General features: G+C 66.9%; 25 protein-coding genes and 1 pseudogene. 14 read left to right on the top strand and 12 right to left on the bottom strand.

The features are described from left to right. The first annotated feature begins 150 nt into the window (after positions 1-150). Positions 151-654 (top strand): hypothetical protein, encoded by a 504-nt coding sequence (locus FG99_RS30960; RefSeq protein ID WP_081884540.1) that lies wholly within the window; start codon positions 151-153, stop codon positions 652-654. A gap of 68 nt (positions 655-722) precedes the next feature. Here the strand turns inward: FG99_RS30960 and FG99_RS00800 are convergent, their stop codons facing one another. Beyond that, complete coding sequence (locus tag FG99_RS00800) at positions 723-1,346, bottom strand: helix-turn-helix domain-containing protein (protein WP_051878473.1); 624 nt, start codon at positions 1,344-1,346, stop codon at positions 723-725. 8 nt (positions 1,347-1,354) lie between these two features. Further along, entirely contained in the window at positions 1,355-1,513 is a 159-nt protein-coding gene (locus FG99_RS32420) for a hypothetical protein (RefSeq protein WP_009619479.1), read from the bottom strand. Between the two features lie 204 nt (positions 1,514-1,717). On the opposite strand from FG99_RS32420, the gene FG99_RS00795 reads away from it, so the two are divergent. Both FG99_RS00795 and FG99_RS00790 read left to right on the top strand, forming a co-directional pair. Next, positions 1,718-1,927: a hypothetical protein gene (locus tag FG99_RS00795; protein WP_043266623.1), complete on the top strand. Its 210-nt coding sequence runs from the start codon at positions 1,718-1,720 to the stop codon at positions 1,925-1,927. Between the two features lie 48 nt (positions 1,928-1,975). After that, entirely contained in the window at positions 1,976-2,401 is a 426-nt protein-coding gene (locus FG99_RS00790) for a VOC family protein (protein ID WP_009619483.1), read from the top strand. Positions 2,402-2,432: 31 nt separating this feature from the next. On the opposite strand, the gene FG99_RS00785 is transcribed toward FG99_RS00790, so the two are convergent. Next, complete coding sequence (locus FG99_RS00785) at positions 2,433-3,248, bottom strand: protein phosphatase 2C domain-containing protein (protein WP_043266621.1); 816 nt, start codon at positions 3,246-3,248, stop codon at positions 2,433-2,435. Positions 3,249-3,427: 179 nt separating this feature from the next. On the opposite strand from FG99_RS00785, the gene FG99_RS00780 reads away from it, so the two are divergent. Continuing rightward, positions 3,428-4,093 (top strand): M24 family metallopeptidase, encoded by a 666-nt coding sequence (locus FG99_RS00780; RefSeq protein ID WP_043266619.1) that lies wholly within the window; start codon positions 3,428-3,430, stop codon positions 4,091-4,093. Between the two features lie 11 nt (positions 4,094-4,104). Here the strand turns inward: FG99_RS00780 and FG99_RS00775 are convergent, their stop codons facing one another. Continuing rightward, positions 4,105-4,971, bottom strand: coding sequence for a LysR substrate-binding domain-containing protein (locus tag FG99_RS00775; RefSeq protein ID WP_043266618.1), 867 nt, complete (start codon positions 4,969-4,971; stop codon positions 4,105-4,107). A gap of 132 nt (positions 4,972-5,103) precedes the next feature. Between FG99_RS00775 and FG99_RS00770 the strand changes: the two genes are divergently transcribed. The 6 genes from FG99_RS00770 to FG99_RS00745 all read left to right on the top strand — a co-directional run bounded on the left by FG99_RS00770 (position 5,104) and on the right by FG99_RS00745 (position 10,438). Further along, positions 5,104-6,162, top strand: coding sequence for an agmatine deiminase family protein (locus tag FG99_RS00770; protein WP_043266616.1), 1,059 nt, complete (start codon positions 5,104-5,106; stop codon positions 6,160-6,162). Next, on the top strand, positions 6,159-7,058 hold the full coding sequence (gene aguB, locus FG99_RS00765) for an N-carbamoylputrescine amidase (protein WP_043266615.1): 900 nt from the start codon (positions 6,159-6,161) through the stop codon (positions 7,056-7,058). Before FG99_RS00770 ends, aguB begins: the two co-directional genes overlap by 4 nt. After that, the gene (locus tag FG99_RS00760) at positions 7,055-8,152 is read left to right on the top strand and encodes an extracellular solute-binding protein (RefSeq protein WP_043266613.1); all 1,098 of its coding nucleotides are present in this window, start codon (positions 7,055-7,057) and stop codon (positions 8,150-8,152) included. Before aguB ends, FG99_RS00760 begins: the two co-directional genes overlap by 4 nt. 136 nt (positions 8,153-8,288) lie before the next feature. Then, on the top strand, positions 8,289-8,633 hold the full coding sequence (locus FG99_RS00755) for a metalloregulator ArsR/SmtB family transcription factor (protein ID WP_043266611.1): 345 nt from the start codon (positions 8,289-8,291) through the stop codon (positions 8,631-8,633). 22 nt (positions 8,634-8,655) lie between these two features. Then, a complete protein-coding gene (locus FG99_RS00750) occupies positions 8,656-9,939 on the top strand; it encodes an arsenic transporter (RefSeq protein WP_043266609.1) in 1,284 nt (427 codons plus the stop codon). A gap of 28 nt (positions 9,940-9,967) precedes the next feature. Further along, positions 9,968-10,438, top strand: coding sequence for an arsenate reductase ArsC (locus FG99_RS00745; RefSeq protein WP_043266607.1), 471 nt, complete (start codon positions 9,968-9,970; stop codon positions 10,436-10,438). Positions 10,439-10,578: 140 nt separating this feature from the next. On the opposite strand, the gene FG99_RS00740 is transcribed toward FG99_RS00745, so the two are convergent. The 5 genes from FG99_RS00740 to FG99_RS00720 all read right to left on the bottom strand — a co-directional run bounded on the left by FG99_RS00740 (position 10,579) and on the right by FG99_RS00720 (position 15,374). Continuing rightward, a complete protein-coding gene (locus tag FG99_RS00740) occupies positions 10,579-11,859 on the bottom strand; it encodes an OprD family porin (RefSeq protein ID WP_043266605.1) in 1,281 nt (426 codons plus the stop codon). Positions 11,860-12,696: 837 nt separating this feature from the next. Next, positions 12,697-13,896, bottom strand: coding sequence for an MFS transporter (locus tag FG99_RS00735; protein ID WP_081884539.1), 1,200 nt, complete (start codon positions 13,894-13,896; stop codon positions 12,697-12,699). Positions 13,897-14,165: 269 nt separating this feature from the next. Next, complete coding sequence (locus FG99_RS00730; protein ID WP_043266601.1) at positions 14,166-14,723, bottom strand: putative glycolipid-binding domain-containing protein; 558 nt, start codon at positions 14,721-14,723, stop codon at positions 14,166-14,168. Then, the gene (locus FG99_RS00725; protein WP_009619514.1) at positions 14,720-15,082 is read right to left on the bottom strand and encodes an MmcQ/YjbR family DNA-binding protein; all 363 of its coding nucleotides are present in this window, start codon (positions 15,080-15,082) and stop codon (positions 14,720-14,722) included. Before FG99_RS00725 ends, FG99_RS00730 begins: the two co-directional genes overlap by 4 nt. Before the next feature lie 13 nt (positions 15,083-15,095). Then, the gene (locus tag FG99_RS00720) at positions 15,096-15,374 is read right to left on the bottom strand and encodes a peptidylprolyl isomerase (protein WP_009619516.1); all 279 of its coding nucleotides are present in this window, start codon (positions 15,372-15,374) and stop codon (positions 15,096-15,098) included. A 191-nt stretch (positions 15,375-15,565) separates the two neighbouring features. Between FG99_RS00720 and FG99_RS00715 the strand changes: the two genes are divergently transcribed. Beyond that, positions 15,566-16,768, top strand: a complete 1,203-nt coding sequence (locus FG99_RS00715) for a PilT/PilU family type 4a pilus ATPase (protein WP_176707187.1) — start codon at positions 15,566-15,568, stop codon at positions 16,766-16,768. Positions 16,769-17,004: 236 nt separating this feature from the next. Beyond that, positions 17,005-17,247: pseudogene (locus tag FG99_RS32415) on the top strand (hypothetical protein); the annotation flags it as partial. Here FG99_RS32415 and FG99_RS00705 read toward each other — a convergent pair. Together FG99_RS00705 and FG99_RS33130 are read right to left on the bottom strand one after the other, a co-directional pair. Further along, a complete protein-coding gene (locus FG99_RS00705; protein ID WP_043266595.1) occupies positions 17,237-17,575 on the bottom strand; it encodes a hypothetical protein in 339 nt (112 codons plus the stop codon). The pseudogene FG99_RS32415 and the gene FG99_RS00705 sit on opposite strands and share 11 nt — an antisense overlap. Continuing rightward, on the bottom strand, positions 17,572-17,904 hold the full coding sequence (locus FG99_RS33130; RefSeq protein ID WP_352230814.1) for a tlde1 domain-containing protein: 333 nt from the start codon (positions 17,902-17,904) through the stop codon (positions 17,572-17,574). Before FG99_RS33130 ends, FG99_RS00705 begins: the two co-directional genes overlap by 4 nt. Before the next feature lie 462 nt (positions 17,905-18,366). On the opposite strand from FG99_RS33130, the gene FG99_RS00700 reads away from it, so the two are divergent. Both FG99_RS00700 and FG99_RS00695 read left to right on the top strand, forming a co-directional pair. Continuing rightward, positions 18,367-19,338, top strand: coding sequence for an MBL fold metallo-hydrolase (locus FG99_RS00700; protein ID WP_043266593.1), 972 nt, complete (start codon positions 18,367-18,369; stop codon positions 19,336-19,338). Positions 19,339-19,800: 462 nt separating this feature from the next. Then, complete coding sequence (locus tag FG99_RS00695; RefSeq protein WP_009619536.1) at positions 19,801-20,073, top strand: hypothetical protein; 273 nt, start codon at positions 19,801-19,803, stop codon at positions 20,071-20,073. Positions 20,074-20,583: 510 nt separating this feature from the next. Here the strand turns inward: FG99_RS00695 and FG99_RS00690 are convergent. Then, complete coding sequence (locus FG99_RS00690) at positions 20,584-21,417, bottom strand: oxidoreductase (RefSeq protein WP_043266591.1); 834 nt, start codon at positions 21,415-21,417, stop codon at positions 20,584-20,586. Positions 21,418-21,466 lie beyond the last annotated feature (49 nt).

Raw genomic sequence — 21,466 nt, 5'->3', positions numbered from 1 at the left:
ACCACGCCGAAAGGTTCCGCGGCACCGGGCTTTTCGCCGTGGCGGGCGAAGCGGACCGGCGCTGGGCCGCCAGCTTGTCCGGTTCGCCGGCCTCCCTAGAATCGGCTCCATCAGCAGTTACCCATTCCGTCCAGTTCAGGGAGTTCCACCATGATGAATGCAATGCAGATGCCGATGAACGCCAACCCGATGATGCCCATGATGGGCATGCCGATGATGATGGCGACCCTGCAGTGCGAAATGCAGGACGACGGCATGATGTGCAAGATGATGCCGGCCATGGGCATGGACGCGGCCATGTTCCGCAACAATGCGGAAATGATGGCGATGATGATGAACTGCGGCATGCCGATGATGATGCACTGCGGCAACATGTCGATGATGTGCATGTCCCAGACCGGCATGGCGATGATGCCGATGATGGGCATGATGAACATGATGCCGATGATGATGGGCATGCCCATGCCGTCGATGAAGTGCATGATGGAGTGCTCCATGCAGGGCGACGCCATGATGTGCAAGATGATGCCGATGCAGGGCATGAACATGGAGATGTTCAAGAACTGCTGCATGCTGATGAACAAGATGATGGAATGCGGCATGCCGATGATGATGAGTTGCAACGGCATGCCGATGATGTGCTGCACCTGCTGACCGCGGCGCGCTGAACGACAAAGGCCCGATGGGGAAACCCGCCGGGCCTTTTGCTTTGTGCCGCCGCCTCAGTCCAGGCGTTCGGCGTAGGTGGTCACCAGGTAGGCCACGGCCTCGCTGTCGGCCGGGTTGCGGTAGCTGTGCGGCTGGTCGGCGTAGAACAGGATGGAGTCGCCGGTGCCGAGCAGGAAGCGTTCTTCGTTCACCGCGATCTCCAGCACGCCCTGGGCCACCACCAGGTTTTCCTGGGTGCCGGGGGCGTGGCCGGCGGAGTGCTCGATGGCCAGGCCCGCCAGGCGCAGTTCGTAGAATTCCACCTGGCGCGAGACGTCGAAGGGGAACAGCGCGCGGCTGACGAAGGCGCCGTCGCCGCTGACCAGGCGCTTGCTCTCGCGCGCCGGCAGCAGGGCCACGCCGTCGAAGGCGCGGTCGTCGAGGAAGGCCGCCACCGAGACCTTCAGGCCCTGGGCGATCTTGCACAGCACCTTGATCGAGGGAACGCTGCGTCCGGATTCGATCTGCGCCAGCATCGCCCGGCTCACCCCGGACAGCCGGGCCAGACCGTCCAGGGACAGGTTGCGCTTGCCGCGCAGGCGCAGCAGGTTGTGGGCCACGCGCTGGCCGATGGGGTCGTCGGCCGCCGCCGGGGCGGTTTCGAGGCCCGCCTCGGTGGCGTCGCTGGAAAGCGGCAGGCCCACGTTCAGGCCTCGCGGATGCCGTTGTCGCGCTGCTGCACCCACTGGGCGGCGCCGAAGCCGGCGCGGCTCGCGTACATCGCCCACATCAGCTCGGCCATGCGCCGCGCCTGGCGGCGGGTGCGGTAGCGGGCGAGGTCGATGACGTTGTCGGTGCGGTCCATGGCGACTCCTCAGGGAACTGCGGTGAAGGATGGGGCTAGCCTAGCCGGGGCAATGTTAGAACCATAAATACTGAGTTTTCATTTATTAAGCACTTATAGGACTAAGCATTTCCCTCGCCTGTAGGTGGCGCTTGATGCTTTGTCTTTATTGGTTACGATCGATCTTCAATCGAAACGACTCTGTCTGCGCAGGAGGCAATTGGCATGGCCACCACCGGCAAGACCCGCTCTGTCACCGCCCAGGTTCCCGTCGAACCGGCGGCGCGCGTGGACGAAACCGCCGCGCGTAGCCGCCTGACCCGCGAGGCCCTGGCCGATGTGGATGCCGGCCGGGTGATCGATCATCAGGCCGTCCAGGCCTGGGCGGACAGCCTTGACTCCGACACGTCGCTACCGCTGCCGGAACCGTGCTGACGATTGGCCTAGGCTGAAAGCAACCCACGCCACCGCCAGGAGCCCCCCATGAGCCTTCGCCCCTTCCACCTCGCCATTCCCGTCCACGACCTGCCCGCCGCCCGCCGTTTCTACGGCGAGGTGTTCGGCCTGGAGGAGGGCCGCTCCAGCGACCAGTGGGTGGACTTCGACTTCTATGGCCATCAGTTGGTGATCCACGAGCACCCGCGCACCGCGTCCCAGGAAAGCGCCCACTGCAACCCGGTGGACGGCCACGACGTGCCGGTGCCGCACTTCGGCATCGTGCTGGATTGGGAGCAGTGGGAAGCGCTGGCCGAGCGCCTGCGTTCGTTCGACGTGCGCTTCGTGATCGAGCCCTACGTGCGCTTCAAGGGCCAGGTGGGCGAGCAGGCGACCATGTTCCTCCTCGACCCCTGCGGCAACGCCCTGGAGTTCAAGGCGTTCAAGGACATCGGCCAGCTGTTCGCCAGGTAGCTCAGGGCAGCAGGCGCATCACGCCGCCCGCCTAGCCGACCCGCAGCCAGATCGCCGAGGCGTCGTCGCTGGCCTTGAAGCGCGGGTAGCGCAGGCAGGCTGCGTCGTCCTGCTCGATACCGCGCAGTTCTTCCGCCAGCGGCCCCAGGCCGTGTTCGAGCACGCGCGCGACCAGGCCGGCGGCATCGTAGGCGCCGTAGGTGTCGAGCAGCGCGGCGAAACCGTCGCTCATCAGCAGCAGGTCGTCGCCCCGGTCCAGGGGCGCGCGGGCCTGGCGCAGGTCTGCCCTGGCCTGGGCGGCATCCACGCCCAGCACGGCCCGGGGACGTTCGCGGGCGGAGCGGCGGTCGGCCAGCACGTGAGGCGTGCGCACGCCGCCGGCACCAGCGCCAGGGCCGAGGGCGGCGGCTTCTGCGAGCTCCTCCGCGCGGTCCGGCACGGGGGTCAGGAAGGCCACGCCGGTGGCGCTGCGATGGATGACCACGCAATCGCCGAGGAAGCCGCAGGCGAGGCTGTCGCCCTCTATCGCCACCGCAGCGAACGAGGCGCGCGGCAGTTCCCAGGCGGCGACCGGTTCGCGGCGGCGGTCGCGCCGATAGTCGTCGGCGACCGCGTCGAAGACGCTTTCGCACAGGTTTGCCAGCTTGCCGGAGGCCGTGGCGAAGGCGCGGTGCGCGGACGCGGCCAGCCAGGCGGCGCCGCCGCGCTCGCCCAGCAGGCCCGGTTCGCCGAGGTCGGTCGCCCCGTCGATGACCCAGGCATGCCGCTCGGCGCAGCCGATGCGGTCGTCGTTGGGAACGTCCAATTTGCCGGCGAGGCTGAGGACCTGGAGTAGATCGAAGTGCATGGGCAGGGTTTCTCCCGTCGAGCGTGGGTGTCTGGCTGCCGGCACGGGGTTCGGCACCGGCCAAGGGCAGAGCCTGTCAGCCGGGCGGCGTGCTGTCCACCCCGTGCGGGTTGCATCCGGGGTTCGCTATGCACAATTCTATACAGCGAAACCCCGAGGACTCCGCAGAGACTGCCCGAATGAATACCGCCGTGTACGCCAAGGAAGCCGTGGGCGCGAACTATGCGCCGGAACTGATGAAATACGCCCAGGCCCGCACCTGGGAGGCCGTGGACGCCATCGCCGCGGCCATCCGCCCGGGGATGAGCGAGTCCGAGGCCACCGCCATCGGCAAGCAGGTGCTGGCCGAGTTGGGCATGGAGCGCATCTGGCACCCGCTGCTGATCCGCTTCGGCGCCAATACCCTGAAGACCTTCAAGCAACGCTCCGACGGCGACCCAGTTCTGGGCGCGAACGACATCTTCTTCATCGACATGGGCGTGGTCTGGCGCGGCCACGAAGGCGACGCCGGGGCCACCTTCGTGGTCGGCGACGATCCTGAGATGGCGTCCTGTGCGGCGGCGGCCAGGGAGCTGTTCCAGCGCGTCGAGGCGCACTGGCGCGACACCCGCTGCAGCGGCGTGGCGCTGTACGACTTCGCCCATGCCCAGGCCGAGGCGCTGGGCTGGAAGCTCAACCTGGACATCAAGGGCCACCGCGTCAGCGACTTCCCCCACGCCATCTACCGCGCCGGCGACCTGGGCGACTACGCCGAGCACCCCAACGGCGGGCTGTGGATCCTGGAAATCCAGATCGCCCACCCGCACAAGCCCTACGGAGCCTTCTACGAGGACCTGCTGGCCTGAGGTGGCCGCGTTCAGCCTGCTGGCGCGGCCAGCCCCAGCGCCTGCTCCAGCCAGCTGCAGAACTGCCGGGCCTGGGGGCTGCGGGCGCTCTGGTGGTTGACCAGCAGCGACCAGTTCGGCCCGCGCACCCGCTGCTCGCTGAGCGCCACCAGCGTGCCGCCTTCTAGGGCGCCGGCGGCCAGCAACTGGCTGACCAGCGCCACGCCCAGGCCCTGGCTGGCGGCATCGAGCAACTGGCCGGGGTCGGAGAAGTTCAGCCCCGCGCTGCGCTGGCCGACGTCGGCGCCGCCCTGCAGTTGCCAGTAGGCCCAATCCATTTCCCGTTCGCCGTGCAGCGTGGTGCGTTGCTCCGCGGCCAGCAGGCCGGGATGGCACGCCGGTAGCAGGCGGTCTTCCAGCAGCACGCGGAACTGGCAGTCGGCCTGGGCGCTGAGGTCGTCGCGGACGGCGACGTCGACGGTCTGGGTGGCCAGGTCCGGGGTGTCGTCGGTGGTCAGCAGCCAGAGATCGATCTGCGGATGGCGGGCGTGGAAGTCGGCCAGCCGCGGCACCAGCCAGTGGCGGGCGAATGCCGGGGTGGTGTTGAGCACCAGTTGGTTGGGCTTGCGGTACTGGTCCAGGCGGCGGATGCCAACGGCCAGTTGCTGCAGCAGCGCCTGGGTACTGCTGAGCAGGTCGAGGCCGGCATCGGTGAGGGCTACCTGGCGCCCGTGGCGATGGAACAGCGGTTGTTCCAGGAAGCTTTCCAGGCTGCGGATCTGCTGGCTGATGGCCGATTGGGTGAGGTGCAGCTCCTGGGCCGCCTTGTGGAAGCTGCCCAGGCGCGCCGCCGCCTCGAAGCCGCGCAGGGCGTTCAGCGGGGGCCAGTGTTTGAGCATGTTTGATAAGTCCTGCTAATCAGAAGTCCGCAAAATCTATCGTTTGTCGTTGTGCATGGCCAGCCATAGGATGGATTCCGGCGCCGCTGAATCCATCGCATTAGATTAGAAAATCTTACCTGGAGGTTTGGTATGCATCGCATTGGCGATCAGCAGAACGGCTGGCGTATGCCCGCCGAATGGGTCACCCACGCCGCGACCTGGATGTGCTTCCCGCACAACCGCGAAGTCTGGGAGTCCGGCTGGCGGGTGACGCTGGAAGAGGTGCAGGAGGATTTCGTCGGGGTGGCCAACGCCATCGCCCGCTTCGAGCCGGTGAAGATGGTGGTGGCGCCCTCGGCCGTGGAGCGTGCCGCGCAATTGTGCGGGGCGAACGTCGAGCTGGTGGTGCTGCCCATCGATGACAGCTGGTGCCGCGACTCCGGGCCGACCTTCGTCTACCACCCGCAGCTGGGCGTGGCGGGCGTCAGCTGGCGCTTCAACGCCTGGGGCGGCAAGGGCCAGCACGGCCTGGACGAGGGCCTGGGCCGGCGCCTGCTCAACCACCTGGGCCTGGACTGCTTCGGCACGCCGCTGGCCAACGAGGGCGGCGCCATCCACGTGGATGGCGAGGGCACGCTGATCACCACCGAGTCGGTGTTGCTCAACGGCAACCGCAACCCCGGCGTGAGCAAGCGCGAGATGGAGGAAATCTTCGCCCGCCTGCTGGGCGTGACCAAGACCATCTGGCTGCCCGGCGACCCCGACTACGTCACCGGCGACATGACCGACGGCCATGTCGACGGCGTCTGCGCCTTCGCCCGGCCCGGCACCTTGCTGGTGGACGCGACCCATGACCGCAGCTCCGTTTATGCCGAGGTGGCGCGGGAAAATCGCCGCGCCCTGGAGCTGGCGACCGACGCCCAGGGGCGCGCCTTCGAGCTGATCGACCTGTTCGAAGCCAGCGACGCGGTGGACCCGGACGCGCAAGTGTTCTGTGCCTCCTACACCAACTTCTACCTGGCCAACGGCGCGGTGATCATGCCGGCCTACGGCATCGACGCCGACCGCGAGGCGGCGCAGACCCTCGCCCGCGCGTTCCCCCGGCGCGAGGTTGTGCCGGTGCGCATCAACCGCCTGGCCCATGGCGGCGGTGGCGTGCACTGCATCACCCAGCAGCAGCCGGCCTGGCCGCTGGAGGTGGCGCGATGAGCCGTGTCCTCAAGGTCGCCGTGGTGCAGTTCGCCTGCGGCTGGGACCTGCCGCGCAACCTCGACGAGGCCGAACGCCGGGTGCGCGAGGCGCACGCCGCCGGCGCGCGGCTGATCCTGCTGCCCGAGCTGTTCGCCACGCCGTACTTCTGCATCGAGCAGGATCACCGTCACCTGGCGCTGGCCCAGCCCTACGCCGACAGCCCGCTGCTGCGGCGCTTCGCCGCCCTGGCCGCGGAGCTGCAGGTGGTGCTGCCGCTGAGCTGGTTCGAGCGCGCCGGCAACGCCCACTTCAACTCGCTGACGGTGGCCGACGCCGACGGCCGCCTGCTCGGCGTCTACCGCAAGACGCACATCCCCAACGCCATCGGCTACCAGGAGAAGGAGTACTTCAGCCCCGGCGACACCGGCTTCCGCGTCTGGGACACGGCGGTCGGGCGCATCGGCGTCGGCATCTGCTGGGACCAGTGGTTCCCGGAAACCGCCCGCTGCCTGGCCCTGCAGGGCGCCGAGCTGCTGCTGTTCCCCACCGCCATCGGCTCCGAGCCCGGCGCCGCCGGCCTGGACTCCCGCGACCATTGGCAGATGGCGCAGCGCGGCCATGCCGCCGCCAACCTGCTGCCGGTGCTGGCGGCCAACCGGATCGGCGAGGAGATCGCGCCCGGCGACGAAAGCCTGCGCATGCGCTTCTACGGCTCCTCGTTCATCAGCGACCACAAGGGCCGGCTGCTGGCCGAGGCCACGCGCGATACCGCGCAGGTGCTGGTGCAGGCGCTGGACCTGGCGGCGATGGAAGAGGACCGCCTGCACTGGGGCGTGTATCGCGACCGCCGTCCGGACATGTACGGCGTGCTGCTGAGCCTGGACGGCCGGCAGCCTGCGGGAGAACGCCCATGAAACGCGCACTGATCGTCGCCCTGGGGCTGTCGTTCGCCGGCACGCTCTGCACCGCGGCCGCGGCGGAGGAAAAGGTCTTGCGGCTGTACAACTGGGCCGACTACTTCGCCCCCGACACCCTCGCCGGGTTCACCCGCGAGACCGGCATCCGCGTGGTCTACGACGTGATGGACAGCAGCGAGACCCTGGAGGCGAAGCTGATGGCCGGGCACAGCGGCTACGACCTGGTCTTCCCCGGCGACACCGTCGCCGAGCGCCTGGCCCGCGCCGGCGCGCTGCAGAAGCTCGACAAGTCGCGCCTGGAGCACCTGGCCGAAGTGTCCGCCGGGCTCGACCGGCTCCACACCCAGTACCGCAATTCGGTGGACTACACCGTGCCCTATACCTGGGGCACCATCGGCCTGACCTACAACGCGGCGGAAATCCGCAAGCGCCTGCCCGAGGCGAAGACCGACAGCCTGGACCTGCTGTTCAAGCCGGAGCTGGCGGCGCACTTCGCCGACTGCGGCATCTCCATGATCGACTCGCCGGACGAGGTGCTCACGGTGGTGCTCAACTACCTGGGCCGCGATCCGCGCAGCGCCAGGCCCGGGGACCTGGACGCCGCCCTGGCGCTGCTGCGCGGCATCCAGCCGTACATCCGCAAGTTCCAGTCGCAGCCGGTGACGCAACTGGTGAACGGCGACGTCTGCCTGTCGCTGGGCTACAGCGGCGACGTCACCGCCGCCCAGCGTGCCGCCGACGAGGCCGGCAAGCCGCTGCGCTTCGAGTACCGGCTGCCCCGCGAGGGGACCTCGGTGTGGATGGACAACATGGCCATCCCGGCGGACGCGCGGCACCCGGAGTACGCCTACGCGCTGATCAACTACCTGATGCGCCCGCAGGTGATGGCCGCGATCACCAACGCCACCGGCTACCCGACGTCCAACGCCAAGGCGACGCCCATGGTCGATGCGCGGATGCGCGATGACCCGGACATCTACATCGACGAGGCCACCTACGCGCGGCTGGTCACCGGCCGGGACATCCCGCAACGCGACATGCGTGCGCGGATGCGCGCCTGGACCACCTTCAAGACCAATACCGGGCGCTGAAGCCGGCCGGGTGCCGGAGACGCCGGCGGGCGTCCCCGGCGTCCGGGCCCGAGGGGCGACGGGGAAGGGCGCCCGGAGTTGTCTTTTACATATGGAAATCCGTATATTCGGATTTCCATATGTCCTGGTGCCCCCGATGATCGCGCCCCCCGAAGTCTTCAAGTGCCTGGCCGACGAGACCCGCGCCCGCGCCACCCTGCTGATCGCCGAGCAGGGCGAGCTGTGCGTCTGCGAGCTGATGTGCGCGCTGGGCGACAGCCAACCCAAAGTCAGCCGCCACCTGGCGCAGCTGCGTGCTGCCGGGCTGCTGCTCGACCGCCGCCAGGGGCAGTGGGTGTACTACCGCCTCAACCCGGCGCTGCCCGCCTGGGTCCACGAGGTGCTGCGCGTCACCCTGCAGGCCAACACCGACTGGCTGAAGGAAAGCGCCGCCCGCCTGCGCGACATGGATGGCCGCCCCGTGCGCGCCAGCTGCTGCTGAACCCCTCCCGGAACCCGCCTCGATGCTGCTCGCCGCTGCCGTCTTCCTGTTCACCCTCGTCCTCGTCATCTGGCAGCCCAGGGGGCTGGGCGTCGGCTGGAGCGCCAGCGCCGGCGCGCTGGTCGCCCTGGCCCTGGGCGTGGTGTCGCTGCACGACATTCCCACCGTCTGGGCCATCGTCTGGAACGCCACCGCCACCTTCATCGCGGTCATCGTCATCAGCCTGCTGCTGGACGAGGCCGGCTTCTTCGCCTGGGCGGCGCTGCACGTGGCGCGCTGGGCGGGCGGCAGCGGCCGGCGCCTGTTCGCCTTCTGCGTGCTGCTGGGCGCCGCCGTTTCCGCGCTGTTCGCCAACGACGGGGCGGCGCTGATCCTCACCCCCATCGTCATTTCCATGCTGCTGGCGCTGCGCTTCTCGCCGGCGGCGACCCTGGCCTTCGTCATGGCCGCCGGCTTCATCGCCGACACCGCCAGCCTGCCGCTGGTGGTGTCGAACCTGGTGAACATCGTTTCCGCCGACTATTTCGGCCTGGGCTTCGCCGAGTACGCCGCGGTGATGGTGCCGGTGAACCTGGCCAGCGTCGCCGCGACGCTGCTGGCGCTGTACCTGTTCTTCCGCCGCGACCTGCCGCAGCGCTATGCCGTGGACCAGTTGCCGGCGCCGCGGGAGGCGATTCGCGACCCGGCCACCTTCGCGGTCGGCGCCTGGATGCTGCTGGCGCTGCTGCTCGGGCTGTTCGCCCTGGAGCCGCTGGGCATCCCGGTCAGCGCGGTGGCGGCGCTGTGCGCGGCGGTGCTCTTCGCCGTCGCCGCCCGCGGCCATGTGATCTCCACCCGCCGGGTGCTGCGCGAGGCGCCCTGGCAGGTGGTGGTGTTCTCCCTGGGCATGTACCTGGTGGTCTACGGCCTGAAGAACGCCGGCCTCACCGACTTCCTCACCCGCCTGCTGGACGGCCTGGCGGGGCAGGGCGTGTGGGCCGCGGCCCTGGGCTCCGGCCTGCTGTCGGCGGCGCTGTCGTCGCTGATGAACAACATGCCCAGCGTGCTGGTGGGCGCGCTGGCGATCCAGGCCAGCGCCGCCGAGGGCGTGGCCCGCGAGGCGATGATCTACGCCAACGTCATCGGCTGCGACCTGGGGCCGAAGATCACCCCCATCGGCAGCCTGGCCACGCTGCTCTGGCTGCACGTGCTGGCGCGCAAGGGCATCCGCATCACCTGGGGCTACTACTTCAGGGTCGGCATCCTGCTGACCCTGCCGGTCCTGCTCGTCACCCTCTCGGCCCTGGCGCTGCGCCTGAGCCTCTGACGTCCGCCACGAAGCGGAGGAGTTCTGCATGCGAGTCTTGTTCATGTGCACGGCCAACAGCTGCCGCAGCATCCTTTCCGAAGCGCTGTTCAACCACCTGGCCCCGGAAGGCTTCGAGGCGGTGAGCGCCGGCAGTTTTCCCGGCGGACAGGTACTGCCGCGCAGCCTGGCGACGCTGGAGCGTGCCGGCATCGCCACCGCAGGCCTGAGCAGCAAGGGCAACGACGCCTTCGCGGACAACCCGCCGGACGTCGTCATCACCGTCTGCGACAAGGCCGCGGGCGAAGCCTGCCCGCTGTACTTCGGCCCGGCGCTGAAAGCCCACTGGGGCCTGCAGGACCCTTCCACGGCGCAGGGCGACGAAGCGCAGCTGGACGACGCCTTCCGCGCCACCCTGGCGCACATCGAGCGACGCTGCCGGGCCTTCTTCGCCTTGCCCTTCGCCAGCCTGGACCGCGACGGGCTGCAGCGCGAGCTGGCGCGGATCGGCGACCTCTGACAGGCGGTGCGGCATAGCCGGCGGTCGCCGTTCGGTGCCGCTTCCGCTGCCTTCTGAGCCACGGACGGGACAGCCCCATGAAAAAAGCCCCGTGGCGTGCGCCACGGGGCTTTTTCGTTCACGTCAGGTCGCGAAGCCGATCAGAACACGCTGAACGGGTACTCGACGAAGATGCGCACTTCGTTGCCGTCGTCGTTGTACTCGCGGGCGTCGTTGGAAACGCGTACCCAGGAGCCGCGCAGCTTGACCGACAGGTCCTTGGCCGGGCCGCTCTGTACGACGTACTTGGCCTGGTTGAAGATCTCGCGCTCGTGGCCGTTGTTGGTCTGCGAGGTCTTGATGTTGTCGCCGTAGACGTAGGCGACGGTGTAGCTCAGGCCCGGGATGCCGTACTCAGCGAAGTTGATGCTGTAGTTGGCCTGCCAGGAACGCTCGTCCTCGGCGTTGAAGTCCGACCAGTAGGAGTTGGCCAGCCAGATGGTGGTGCCGCCGTCGCCCAGGCCGCCGGCGTTCTGGTACCAGCCGTAGTTGTAGCCGGTGTCGCCGGTGTTGCGCTGGTGGGCGATCATGAACGAGTGGGCGCCGATGGCGTAGGTGGCCGCCAGGCTCCAGATGGTGTTGTCGCGGTCGCCGCCGAAGTTCAGGTTGGCGAAGTCCTTGTTCAGCTTGGTCTTGTAGCCGTTGAAGTCGAAGGTCAGCGACTGCGCATCCTGCATCGGGATGACGTAGTTCAGGTTCATGTACTGCTTGCGTGCCACGTCCTTGTTGTCCGAGGCGTACAGCGAGCCGCTGAAGTTGTCGGTGAACTTGTAGCTGCCGCCGTACACGTCGATGCGCTTCAGGCCGCCGCTGTCGCGCCCTTCGGCGCTCTTGCGGGCTTCCTCGGTGAAGCTACCGACGTTCAGCTCCAGGCCCTCGATCTCCTTGGAGGTGATCAGGGTGCCGGTGTAGCTCTCCGGCAGCAGGCGCGAGTTGTCGTAGCTCAGCACCGGCAGGCTGGGCATCTGGTCACCGTACTTGATCACGGTGTTGGAGATGCGCGCCTTGACCGCGCCACCGGCGCGGGCCAGGTCGTCGGCCGGGTTGCCGTCGCTGTCCTGCTTGAAGAAGTCGATGCCGGCGGCGCCGGTGCGGCCCTTGCCACCGTCCAGGCGCAGGGCATACAGGCCGAAGGCGTCGACGCCGAAACCGACGGTGCCCTGGGTGAAGCCGGAGGTGAAGGTGGCGGTGGCCGACTGGCCCCACTCGGCCTTGTCATCGCGACCGTGCTTGTAGTCACGGTTCATGTAGGCGTTGCGGAAGAACAGGTCCAGGTGGCTGTCTTCGACGAAGCCCTTGGCGGCTGCCTGGTCGTCGGCCATGGCCTGGGTGCTGGCAGCGAGGATCCCCAATGCAAGCAAACTGAACGCTTTGTTAGTCATTTTGTTATTTCCTGCAGTCTGTTTATTCGCAGCCCCCGAGCGTGGAAAAAAGCCTGCCGTCCCGGATGCTCCAATCCAGGTCTGGCAACGCGTGGGTGCTGGCGTTTCTTGGATGTCTCGAGGCCCCTCACAGGCCCCGATGGCGCGGGATGATAGCAGAACGTGGATAAAATCCAGGAATTTCGATGGCAGGTTACGGGCCCGACGGAGCCGGGCTACCCTCGCGAACTCCCCGCCACGGAGGCCCGCCCGAGCATGTGGCATGACCTCCTGAGCGCCGGTTTCGCTCGGCCTTCTGAAGGGGGGCGGCGTGCGCGGATGTTTCTCTGGAAATCCGAATCGCGGACGGAGTCCGCTCGGTTACAGGGAGGCACGGGCGTAGGAGCAACTGTCTTGCCGACTGCGTCGGGGTGCGCCTCAACGGATGGGTTGAGCTTGCGAAACCCATCGGGCCATGGTGATGGGTATCGCTTCGCTCAACGCCATCCTACGAAAAAACGTGCTTTCCCGGAGGTGTAGGATCTCATCCGCGAATCACGCCGATACGTCCGGCTATCGCGGACAGAGTCCGCTCCTACGGGGATACGCCATGCCTCACGGCGAAACTGTAGGAGCGGGCCCTGCCCGCGAATCGCGCGCAGGGCGCGCTCCTACAATGGGAATGGCGTGGGTGGAGCAGCGGACTCCGTCCGCGATTGGACTCACCGGCCACGCCGGGCGCTCCGGTGGCCCGAACAGCCCCTTCTCCCTCCGGAAGGGGGCCGGGGTGAGGGCGCGAACCCAGCATTGCGCACCTTCCCCAAACCAACGAATCGCTTAACTGAACAACACCACCGCTCAGGCCGAGCCCGTTTCACGATTGCGCCTTTGCAACCACAGACTCAGACCCAGGCCGAGCAGCGCAGCGGCGCAGGCGAAGGGGAAGATCGAACGAAACCCCCAGGCAGTGGCGATGGCGCCGGCCACCGGCCCGGTGATGCCCAGGGACACGTCGATGAACAGCGAGTACGCGCCCAGCGCCGCGCCGCGGCTGGAGGCTGGCACCAGGCGCACCGCCTCCACGCCCAGGGCGGGGAACACCAGGGAGAAGCCGAAGCCGGTCAGCGCCGCGCCGGCCATGGCCGACCAGGGCCCCGGCGCCAGCCACAGCAGGAGCAGGCCGAGGCTTTCCACCAGTAGGCAGCCGATGGCCACGGCAAAGCCGCCGTGGCGGTTGATGGCGTTGGCGAACAGCAGCCGCGCGCCGATGAAGCAGGCGCCGAAGGCGCTCAGGCAGTACACCGCGCCGCCCCAGCCGCGGCTGGCGTAGTACAGGGTGATGAAGGTGGCGATGCAGCCGAAGCCGATGCCGCCCAGGGCCAGCCCGGTGCCGTGGGGCGCCACGCGGCCGAGCACGTGGTGGAAGGGCAGGCGCTCGCCGTGGACGATGGCCGCGGCGCGCTTGGGCCAGGCCAGGGCGAAGCCGATGGCCGCCAGCAGCATCACCACCGCGCCCATGCTCCACAGCCCCAGGCCCTGCACCAGGAGGACGCCGAAGGGCGCGCCCACGGCCAGCGCGCCGTAGCTGGCGATGCCGTTCCAGGAGATCACCTTGGCGGTGTGCAGCGAACCGACGCGGTCGATGCCCCAACTGATGGCGCCGGTGCCCACCAGGCTCTCGGCGGTGCCGAGGATCATCCGGCCGAGCAGCAGGCAGCCCAGGCTCAGCGCCGGCATGCCTTGCAGCCACACCGAAAGCAGCATCAGCAGGCCGCTGCCGGCGCAGCCGAGCATGCCGTAGAGCACCGCGCGCTTGGGCCCGAGGTTGTCGATCACCTTGCCGGCGTAGGGCCGGGTGAGCAGGGTGGCCAGGTACTGCACGCTGATCACCAGCCCGGCCAGCACCGAGCCGAAGCCCAGCTCGCCATGCACGTAGCCCGGCAGCACGGCCAGGGGGATGCCGATGGTCAGGTAGGCGAGAAAGGTGAACAGCACCACCGACACCACCTCGAGCGTGATGGCGGCGTTGGAGCGGGGCATGGCGGTATCGGCGGACATGGACACGAACAGCGGGGCGGAGAGGGGAGCGCCATGATGAACCGCCGTCGGCTTGTAGGAAAGCTAGCTAACGAACTACCTGAGGGGTTTGCACGAAGCCGGGTGTATCGGCGTACAACCGCGAACGGTTGTACGCCCTACGTTACGGGTGAGCTTGGCGTAGGGCGGATAACCGTTCGCGGTTATCTGCCGTTTGACCGTGATCCCCGGCGCGCCCCGGATTCGAGCACGAAGCGCCTGTTCGGGGGCGCTCCGCGTTTACCGGGGAATCAGACCCGCCGGAACAACGTCGGATAATCCACCACCAACCCCTGCCCATCCACCTCCAGCAACGCCTGGAAGTCCGTACCCTCCAGGTTGCGGTACAGATAATGGCTGGCATCCCGGCGCGTGTAGCCTTGGCGCATTTTCCTCGGCTGCAACCTTGGAGCCTCCACGTAGACCACCTCCAGCGCAACCGACTGGCCATCGCCCAGGCCCAGGCGGCGGATCGGGAAGGTGTTGGTGAAGGGGCTGGGCCAGATGTCGATGTCCAGGCAGCCGTCCAGTTCATCCAGCGCAGTGCCGTCACCCAGCGTCCAGCGGCCCTGGCCGTCGGTCAGCAGTACCAGATGACGTTGCAGGTGTTCGCCCTCCACCAGTAGCTCGGCCTCGCGCAGGCGCCAGTCGGTGTCCCATTCCAGGCGGTATTCCAGTTGGTAGGGCGGCTGGCCGTCGGCGGCGGCCACGCGCAGTTGGCTGTCGGCGCGGCCGTCCTGCAGCAGCAGGCGCTCCCAACTGGCCGGCGGGGCCTGCCACAGGCCTTCCCAGGTGAGCTGGCGGTTCATGCCGGGTCCAGCAGCAGGCCCAGGCGCAGGCGCTTGGGCAGGCGGGCGACCACCAACTGGTGCGAGCGGGTGAGGGCCTCGCGCAACTCGTCGGCGCCCATGGGGTAGGGGCGCTGCATGGCGATCCAGTGGGCGCGGGCCAGGTAGGGCGCGGGGCGGATGCCGGGGCGGTCGACGAAGCCGAGGAAGAGTTCCGGGCCGACCTTGAAGGCCAGGCCGCCGCGGCCCTCGTCGAGGAAGTCGAGGATGGCGAACATCTTGTTGCCGGCCACCGAGAACACCCGGTTGCTGCCCCACTTGAGGTCTTCGCGGGCGCCGGGCAATTGCAGGCAGAAGCGGGCGATCTGGTCGGGCGTCATGGGTTCTCCGGCGTCAGTCGCGGAAATAGACCTGCACCAGATGGTAGCCGAACTGGCTTTTCACCGGGCCGTGGACGACGTTCAGCGGCTTCTTGAACACCACCGCGTCGACGCTGCGCACCAGTTGCCCGGGGCGTAGCTCGCCGAGGTCGCCGCCGCGCTTGCCGGAGGGGCAGGTGGAGTGCTTCTTCGCCAGGGCGGCGAAGTCTTCCCCCTTGGCCAGGCGCTGCTTGAGCTGCTCGGCCTCGGCGGCGGTCTTGACCAGGATGTGGCGGGCCATGGCGACGGGCATGGAAGGTTCTCGGCTGAAGGAAATGGCCGATTGTACTCCCGCTCGGTCGCCCGCGAGGCAGTGACGTACATCGCATTTTTCCGGGGCTGGCATTGTGCCTGTCTGACGGCCTACCTAGAGTCTGGTGATTATTCCTACAAGCGCTTGCCTGTCGTGGGCAGCGCCTCCCCTAGCGTGCGGATGCAGTACAGATGGAAATCCAAGCGATGCTGCGGATCCTGTCCAGCCAGGACGGTTCCGACCTCTACCTTTCCACCGGCGCGCCGCCCTGCGCCAAGTTCAACGGCGTGCTCAAGCCGCTGTCCAGCGAGCCGCTGAAGGCCGGCGACGTGGCGCGCATCGCCGACGCCATCATGGACGAGGAGCAGAAGGCCGAGTTCGAGCGCGAGCTGGAGATGAACCTGGCGATCTCGGTCGCCGGCGTCGGGCGCTTCCGCATCAACATCTTCAAGCAGCGCAACGAGGTGTCCATCGTCGCGCGCAACATCAAGCTGGACATCCCGTTGTTCGAAGACCTGAAGCTGCCCGAGGTGCTGCTCAAGGTGGTGATGGAGAAGCGCGGCCTGGTGCTCTTCGTCGGCGGCACCGGCTCGGGCAAGTCGACCTCCCTGGCGGCGCTGATCGACCACCGCAACCGCAACAGCGGCGGGCACATCATCACCATCGAGGACCCCATCGAATACGTGCACCGGCACCGCAAGTCGATCATCAACCAGCGCGAGGTGGGGGTGGACACCCGCAGCTTCCACGCCGCGCTGAAGAACACCCTGCGCCAGGCGCCGGACGTGATCCTGATCGGCGAGATCCGCGACCGCGAGACCATGGAGCACGCCCTGGCCTTCGCCGACACCGGGCACCTGGCGATCTCCACCCTGCACGCCAACAACGCCAACCAGGCGCTGGACCGCATCATCAACTTCTTCCCGGAAGAGCGCCGGCCGCAACTGCTCAACGACCTGGGCAACAACCTCAAGGCCTTCGTCTCCCAGCGCCTGGTGCGCACCCAGGACGGCAAGCGCCGCGCCGCGGTGGAGGTGCTGCTGGGCACCGCGACCATCAGCGACATCATCAAGCGCGGCGACTTCAGCTCGATCAAGGAGATCATGGACAAGTCCCGCGCGCTGGGCATGCAGACCTTCGACCAGGCGCTGTTCGACCTGGCGGTGGAAGGCGCGATCAGCGAGGAAGAGGCGGTGAAGAACGCCGACTCGGCGAACAACCTGCGGCTGAAGCTCAAGCTGCACCGGGACAACCCGGCCGCGGCCCAGACCCAGGCCGCCAGCGCCCAGCCGGCAACCCCGGCCGCGCCCGCGGTGGAAGCCTCCAGCTGGGGCCTGGAACTGGCCCTGGAAGAGATCAAGGCCGAGGACGAGGAAGACAAGAAGGGCGGTTGAAGGGTGGGCGAGGCGTAGGGCGGATAACCGTTCGCGGTTATCCGCCGTTTGACCATGACCCCCTGCGCGCCGCCGCATCAGCCATGGCGCGCCAATAAATGTAGGAGCGCGCCCTGCGCGCGAATCGCGGGCAGGGCCCGCTCCTACAGGTGGGCTCGGAGGTGGGCGCATTGTAGGCGCGAGCTTGCTCGCGAACAGACTCCGCTGCGGGGTTCATTCGCGAGCAAGCTCGCTCCTACGCGGTGGATTCCGACGTGGACTTCAAGCGCCTGTCCGAGGCCGGCGTGGACGGCTTCTTCACCAACCGCGCCGACCGCCTGCTGGCCTTCTACGGGCGCCCGGCCGCCAAGTCGGTGGGGGGAGATACTGGCGGGGCTGGGCTACTGAGCGGAGCGCCGCTGTTCTGGCGGCGCATCCCTTCTCCCAATCTGGAGAACTGCATGGACGCTTTCGAATCAACTATTGGGATCAGTGGTTGATCTCATGCTTCGAAACCAGGAAGACATTCACCTCGCTTGCCGAGCATTCCTCTGTGGTCGCATCGCTCTGCGTGATGACGTCAAAGGATTTCCCATCTTTCCCGTAGAAAGTGAAGAAGTAAACCTGGGTATATAGGTCGCCATTCTTCTTTTCGGTGGCAAGCAGGGTTGAACGTGTCTTTTCTTTGTCGATGCTCTGTATGTCAATTATGTTGTTGTTCTTGAGCCAAACCTCGGCCATGTTCATAGGCCAGGATTGACAGTTTGGCGAAGCTGCAAAGGACTTCGAGGCAAGCAAGAATAGGGCAGAAAAAATCAATCGCTTCACTGTGTTACCTCTAGGTCACGATCACCGCTATTCCATATTTGGTGGCGTATATTGAACGGGAGCACTATGCAGCCACTGGAAGCTCCGCCAGGGTTTGAGGCGCTATCGCCATGAATTAGAAAGCCGCTTCTTCCGTACATTGAAGTCGTGGGTTTAGGTTCAAGCCTGATTGAATAGTTCCCTGTGTGCGGATGATGGAAGGGGTGCCCAATGATTTTGTATTCGCCCCTTGGTAAGGGGCCAATATTCGGTACTGTCTGCATGTGAGGGTTGTTTTTTCCTTCATTCTTGCCAGCGTAGCCCGTTCCCACCAATACGCCATTGCGCATCAGCTTGCCTGTGCTTTGTTGAAATATCCAAGGCATTAACGTTTCCTTGTTTTGTGCTGTTGTTGAAGGTTGATCCTGATGTTTAGGGACCCATGTCGGCCGATATCAAGGCGGTGTTGTACTATGCTGGTGGCCATTCCTTTTGCAAGTTGTCAGTTTGCCCGACTGTGCAAGAGGAAAATCCAGGCTAGATTTAGCGGAATTAAAAAATCGATAGGACGAGCCTGGGGTGTTGGTAGGAATCTGCCTGCGTCCCGGTAGATACCTTCGTATATCCCCCCGCCACAGAGGTATGGCCCCGCCGTCCCGATGGAGAAGTGCGCCAGGAAGTCCCCCTCAATAGCATGGGTTCACAGCGGACGATTCGCTGCAACGGCCCTGCATTTCGGTGCTCGTCTATCGCCCAGCCGAACCCGAAGGAACGACTTCCAGGTTATTGGCCACTTCTTCCGAGGAAACGTCATGAGCATGCATCTGAACTATTCCGTCCAAAAGAATTCCGTCCAAAAGAATTCCGCCCAAAAGAATTCCACCCAAAAGAATGCACAACACCAGGCGAGGGAAGAGCTGGTGCCTTCGCGCTATGCGCTGCGGGTCGGCGAGATCGACGTGCTGGTGGTCAGCGATGGGGTGCTGCCGCTGCCGACCGCGACCATGTCCACCAATGCCGAGCCGGCCGCCCGCGCGGCCTGGTTCAAGGACATGTTCCTGGGCCCGGAGGCGTTCGACTGGGCGCTGAACGTGCTGGTGGTGCGCAGCGGCGAGCAGACCATTCTGGTCGACGCCGGCCTGGGCGGGCAGTTCCCCGGCTTCCCGCGGGCCGGGCAGTTCCCCCGGCGCCTGGAGGCGGCCGGTATCGACCTGGCGTCGGTCACCGACGTGGTGATCACCCACATGCACATGGACCATATCGGCGGGCTGCTCGTCGACGAGGTGAAGAACCGGCTGCGCCCGGATGTGCGCATCCACGTCGCGGCCACCGAGGTGGCGTTCTGGGCGGCGCCCGATTTCTCCCTCACCTCCATGCCGGCGCCGGTGCCGGACGTCCTGCGCGCGACTGCCGGGCAGTTCATGGAGGCATACCGCGACAAGCTGCATACCTTCGAGGATGAGCACGAGGTTGCGCCGGGCGTGGTCGCCAGGCTCACCGGCGGCCACACGCCGGGGCATAGCGTGGTCCATGTCACGTCCGCCGGCGAGCGCCTGACCTTCGCCGGCGACGCCCTGTTCCCGGTGGCCTTCGACCACCCCGACTGGCACAACGGCTTCGAGCACGACCCCGAGGAATCGGTGCGCGTGCGCGTCCGTCTTATGCAGGAGGCGGCGGCCAGCGGCGAGCTGCTGGTGGCCACGCACCTGCCGTTCCCCTCCGTTGGCCGGGTGGCCGTCGACGGCGATGCCTTCCGTTGGATTGCGGCCTTCTGGGATTACTGACGGGCCGGCCCGCCCGGACGGGCTGTACACGTTCACCGGCCAGGAGCCCGGCGCCGGCCCGCTCCTGGCCTTCATGGATTCTCCTGAAATTTCCCACCCACATTCTCCCTTGTGAGCCTACAAGCCCCCTCGCTAGATTCCCTTCCGCCACGGTCAATCCCGTGGCCCGGATCGCAGTCCGGTACTGTTCAAAGCACACGTAGCGCCACCGCACCTTGCACAGGCGCTTTTTTGCGCCTGCTGCTTGGTGCAGCTATGGCGGATCGTGTGGGGCAGGCTACGGCCTGGCCGGGCACTCCTTTGAACAGCCGGTACTGCGACCCCGCACGATCCGCCGCCCATTCCCGGGTTGGCGGCTCCTTCCTCCGTACTAAGGAGCAATGGAAATGCCGTATCACTTCGTGTCTGTCGTGTATCCCCCGTTGTCCTATTCGTCCTTCGCCTTCCCCCGGGAGGTGCGCCATGGCTGATCGCAGGCTGGTTGCGTTGCAGGCCCAGGCGTCCGAGGGCGTGCTCTATGTCGATACCGCCGCGCCGGCGGAGCATATCTACGATGTGGCCGAACGCCGGCTGAATGCGCTGGAGGACCTGTTGCGGGTGCTGGAAGTGCATGACGTCGGCGACGTGCTGGTGCACGAGACGTCGCGCCTGGCCTCCGCCCTGGTGCCGCTGGTGGGCGAGGCGCGGCAGTTGTACGGGCTGGCGCGGGAGAAGGCTCTGGTGGCTGGCCGGTAGGAGCAGCAGTCTTGCGCCGAGGTGCTCTTCGTAGGATGGGTTGAGCTTGCGAAACCCATGCGGTTGCGCTGATGGGTATCGCTTCGCTCAACGCCATCCTACGAAAAGCCGTGCTGCCTGGAACCGTAGCGGGCCCTGCCCGCGATTCGCGCGCAGGGCGCGCTCCTACAGGGGAATGGCGTGGGTGGGGCGGCGTAGGAGCGAGCTTGCTCGCGAATGGGGTTTACCGGTGGCTTGGGCGTCGGGTTCAAGAGCGCCCTCTCCCCAACCCTCTCCCGCAAGCGGGAGAGGGGGCTGTCCGGCGCGGGCGGGAGGTTCGGCGTCAACCTGTAGGAGCGACTGTCTTGCAGGCCGCGCCGAGGCGCTCTTCGTAGGATGGGTTGAGCCTTGGCGAAACCCATGCGGTCGTGGTGATGGGTATCGCTTCGCTCAACCCATCCTACGGGGTGTCATATCTGCCGGAAGGGGTAAGAGCGGACTCTGTCCGCGATTCGCGTGCAGGCCGACGCCTCATCCATCCGTGGAACGGGTGGTGGCTTCCCAGGCCGCTATTTCCTCTTCCAGCGCCTCCAGTTTCTGGCGCACCAGGCCGAGTGCATCGCTGCCCAGCAGCAGGTGGGCGGGGGGATTTGCCGAGCCGATCGCTTCCAGCATGGCCCTGGCTGCTTTCCTTGGGTCGCCCAGCTGCTTGCCGCTTTTTTCCTGGCGCGCCTGGCGCACGGGGTCGAAGAGTGCGTCGTAGTCGGCGATGCTGCGGGGGCTGCGGACCATGGAGCGACCGGCCCAGTCGGTGCGGAAGGAGCCGGGCGCGACGGCGGTCACGGCGATGCCGAAGCCTTCGACTTCCTTGCCCACCACTTCTGATATGCCCTCCAGCGCGAACTTGCTGCCGCAGTAGTAGGCAATGCCGGGCAGGGTGATGAAGCCGCCCATCGAGGTGATGTTGAGGATGTGGCCGCGGCGCCGCTGACGCATGTATGGCAGCACGGCCTTCATCATCGCAACGGCGCCGAACACATTCACGTCGAACTGCCGGCGCATTTCCGCCAGCGGGGATTCTTCGAGAATGCCTTCGTGACCGTAGCCGGCGCTGTTCACCAGCACATCCAGCGGGCCGACGGTCTTTTCGACCTCGGCGACCAGCGGCTCGATGGCCGCGAAGTCGGTCACGTCCAGCAGGCGCCCCAGCGCCCGGCCGGGGGCCAGGGCTTCGAGCGCGGCCCTGGCCTGTTCGCTGCGGACGGTGCCCACCACGCGGTGGCCGTCCGCCAGTGCCTCCTGGGCGAGGGCCAGCCCGAAGCCGCTGCTGGCTCCGGTGATCAACAAGGTTTTGCGGGGTGACATGGCGGTGGCTCCATTTCAGTGGGGATGAGCGCACAATACTTATCCGCCG

It is taken from the genome of Pseudomonas sp. AAC, from assembly GCF_000725445.1.
In the GTDB taxonomy this organism is placed as follows: Bacteria; Pseudomonadota; Gammaproteobacteria; order Pseudomonadales; family Pseudomonadaceae; genus Pseudomonas; species Pseudomonas citronellolis.
The sequence above is the reverse complement of the archived record's forward strand: the minus strand, read 5'-3'. Positions and strand labels throughout refer to the sequence as shown.

Excerpts from the sequence above, each read along its gene's own strand:
- FG99_RS00780 (WP_043266619.1), top strand. The coding sequence starts at position 3,428 with ATGAATACCGCCGTGTACGCCAAGGAAGCCGTGGGCGCGAACTATGCG.
- FG99_RS00755 (WP_043266611.1), top strand. The coding sequence starts at position 8,289 with ATGATCGCGCCCCCCGAAGTCTTCAAGTGCCTGGCCGACGAGACCCGC.
- FG99_RS33130 (WP_352230814.1), bottom strand. The coding sequence starts at position 17,904 with ATGCGCAATGGCGTATTGGTGGGAACGGGCTACGCTGGCAAGAATGAA.
- FG99_RS00745 (WP_043266607.1), top strand. The coding sequence starts at position 9,968 with ATGCGAGTCTTGTTCATGTGCACGGCCAACAGCTGCCGCAGCATCCTT.
- FG99_RS00775 (WP_043266618.1), bottom strand. The coding sequence starts at position 4,971 with ATGCTCAAACACTGGCCCCCGCTGAACGCCCTGCGCGGCTTCGAGGCG.
- FG99_RS00700 (WP_043266593.1), top strand. The coding sequence starts at position 18,367 with ATGAGCATGCATCTGAACTATTCCGTCCAAAAGAATTCCGTCCAAAAG.
- FG99_RS32420 (WP_009619479.1), bottom strand. The coding sequence starts at position 1,513 with ATGGACCGCACCGACAACGTCATCGACCTCGCCCGCTACCGCACCCGC.
- FG99_RS00730 (WP_043266601.1), bottom strand. The coding sequence starts at position 14,723 with ATGAACCGCCAGCTCACCTGGGAAGGCCTGTGGCAGGCCCCGCCGGCC.
- FG99_RS00715 (WP_176707187.1), top strand. The coding sequence starts at position 15,566 with ATGGAAATCCAAGCGATGCTGCGGATCCTGTCCAGCCAGGACGGTTCC.
- FG99_RS00795 (WP_043266623.1), top strand. The coding sequence starts at position 1,718 with ATGGCCACCACCGGCAAGACCCGCTCTGTCACCGCCCAGGTTCCCGTC.
- FG99_RS00760 (WP_043266613.1), top strand. The coding sequence starts at position 7,055 with ATGAAACGCGCACTGATCGTCGCCCTGGGGCTGTCGTTCGCCGGCACG.
- FG99_RS00690 (WP_043266591.1), bottom strand. The coding sequence starts at position 21,417 with ATGTCACCCCGCAAAACCTTGTTGATCACCGGAGCCAGCAGCGGCTTC.
- FG99_RS00740 (WP_043266605.1), bottom strand. The coding sequence starts at position 11,859 with ATGACTAACAAAGCGTTCAGTTTGCTTGCATTGGGGATCCTCGCTGCC.
- FG99_RS00770 (WP_043266616.1), top strand. The coding sequence starts at position 5,104 with ATGCATCGCATTGGCGATCAGCAGAACGGCTGGCGTATGCCCGCCGAA.
- FG99_RS00785 (WP_043266621.1), bottom strand. The coding sequence starts at position 3,248 with ATGCACTTCGATCTACTCCAGGTCCTCAGCCTCGCCGGCAAATTGGAC.
- FG99_RS00790 (WP_009619483.1), top strand. The coding sequence starts at position 1,976 with ATGAGCCTTCGCCCCTTCCACCTCGCCATTCCCGTCCACGACCTGCCC.
- FG99_RS00725 (WP_009619514.1), bottom strand. The coding sequence starts at position 15,082 with ATGACGCCCGACCAGATCGCCCGCTTCTGCCTGCAATTGCCCGGCGCC.
- FG99_RS00695 (WP_009619536.1), top strand. The coding sequence starts at position 19,801 with ATGGCTGATCGCAGGCTGGTTGCGTTGCAGGCCCAGGCGTCCGAGGGC.
- FG99_RS00720 (WP_009619516.1), bottom strand. The coding sequence starts at position 15,374 with ATGCCCGTCGCCATGGCCCGCCACATCCTGGTCAAGACCGCCGCCGAG.
- FG99_RS00735 (WP_081884539.1), bottom strand. The coding sequence starts at position 13,896 with ATGTCCGCCGATACCGCCATGCCCCGCTCCAACGCCGCCATCACGCTC.
- FG99_RS00750 (WP_043266609.1), top strand. The coding sequence starts at position 8,656 with ATGCTGCTCGCCGCTGCCGTCTTCCTGTTCACCCTCGTCCTCGTCATC.
- aguB (WP_043266615.1), top strand. The coding sequence starts at position 6,159 with ATGAGCCGTGTCCTCAAGGTCGCCGTGGTGCAGTTCGCCTGCGGCTGG.
- FG99_RS30960 (WP_081884540.1), top strand. The coding sequence starts at position 151 with ATGATGAATGCAATGCAGATGCCGATGAACGCCAACCCGATGATGCCC.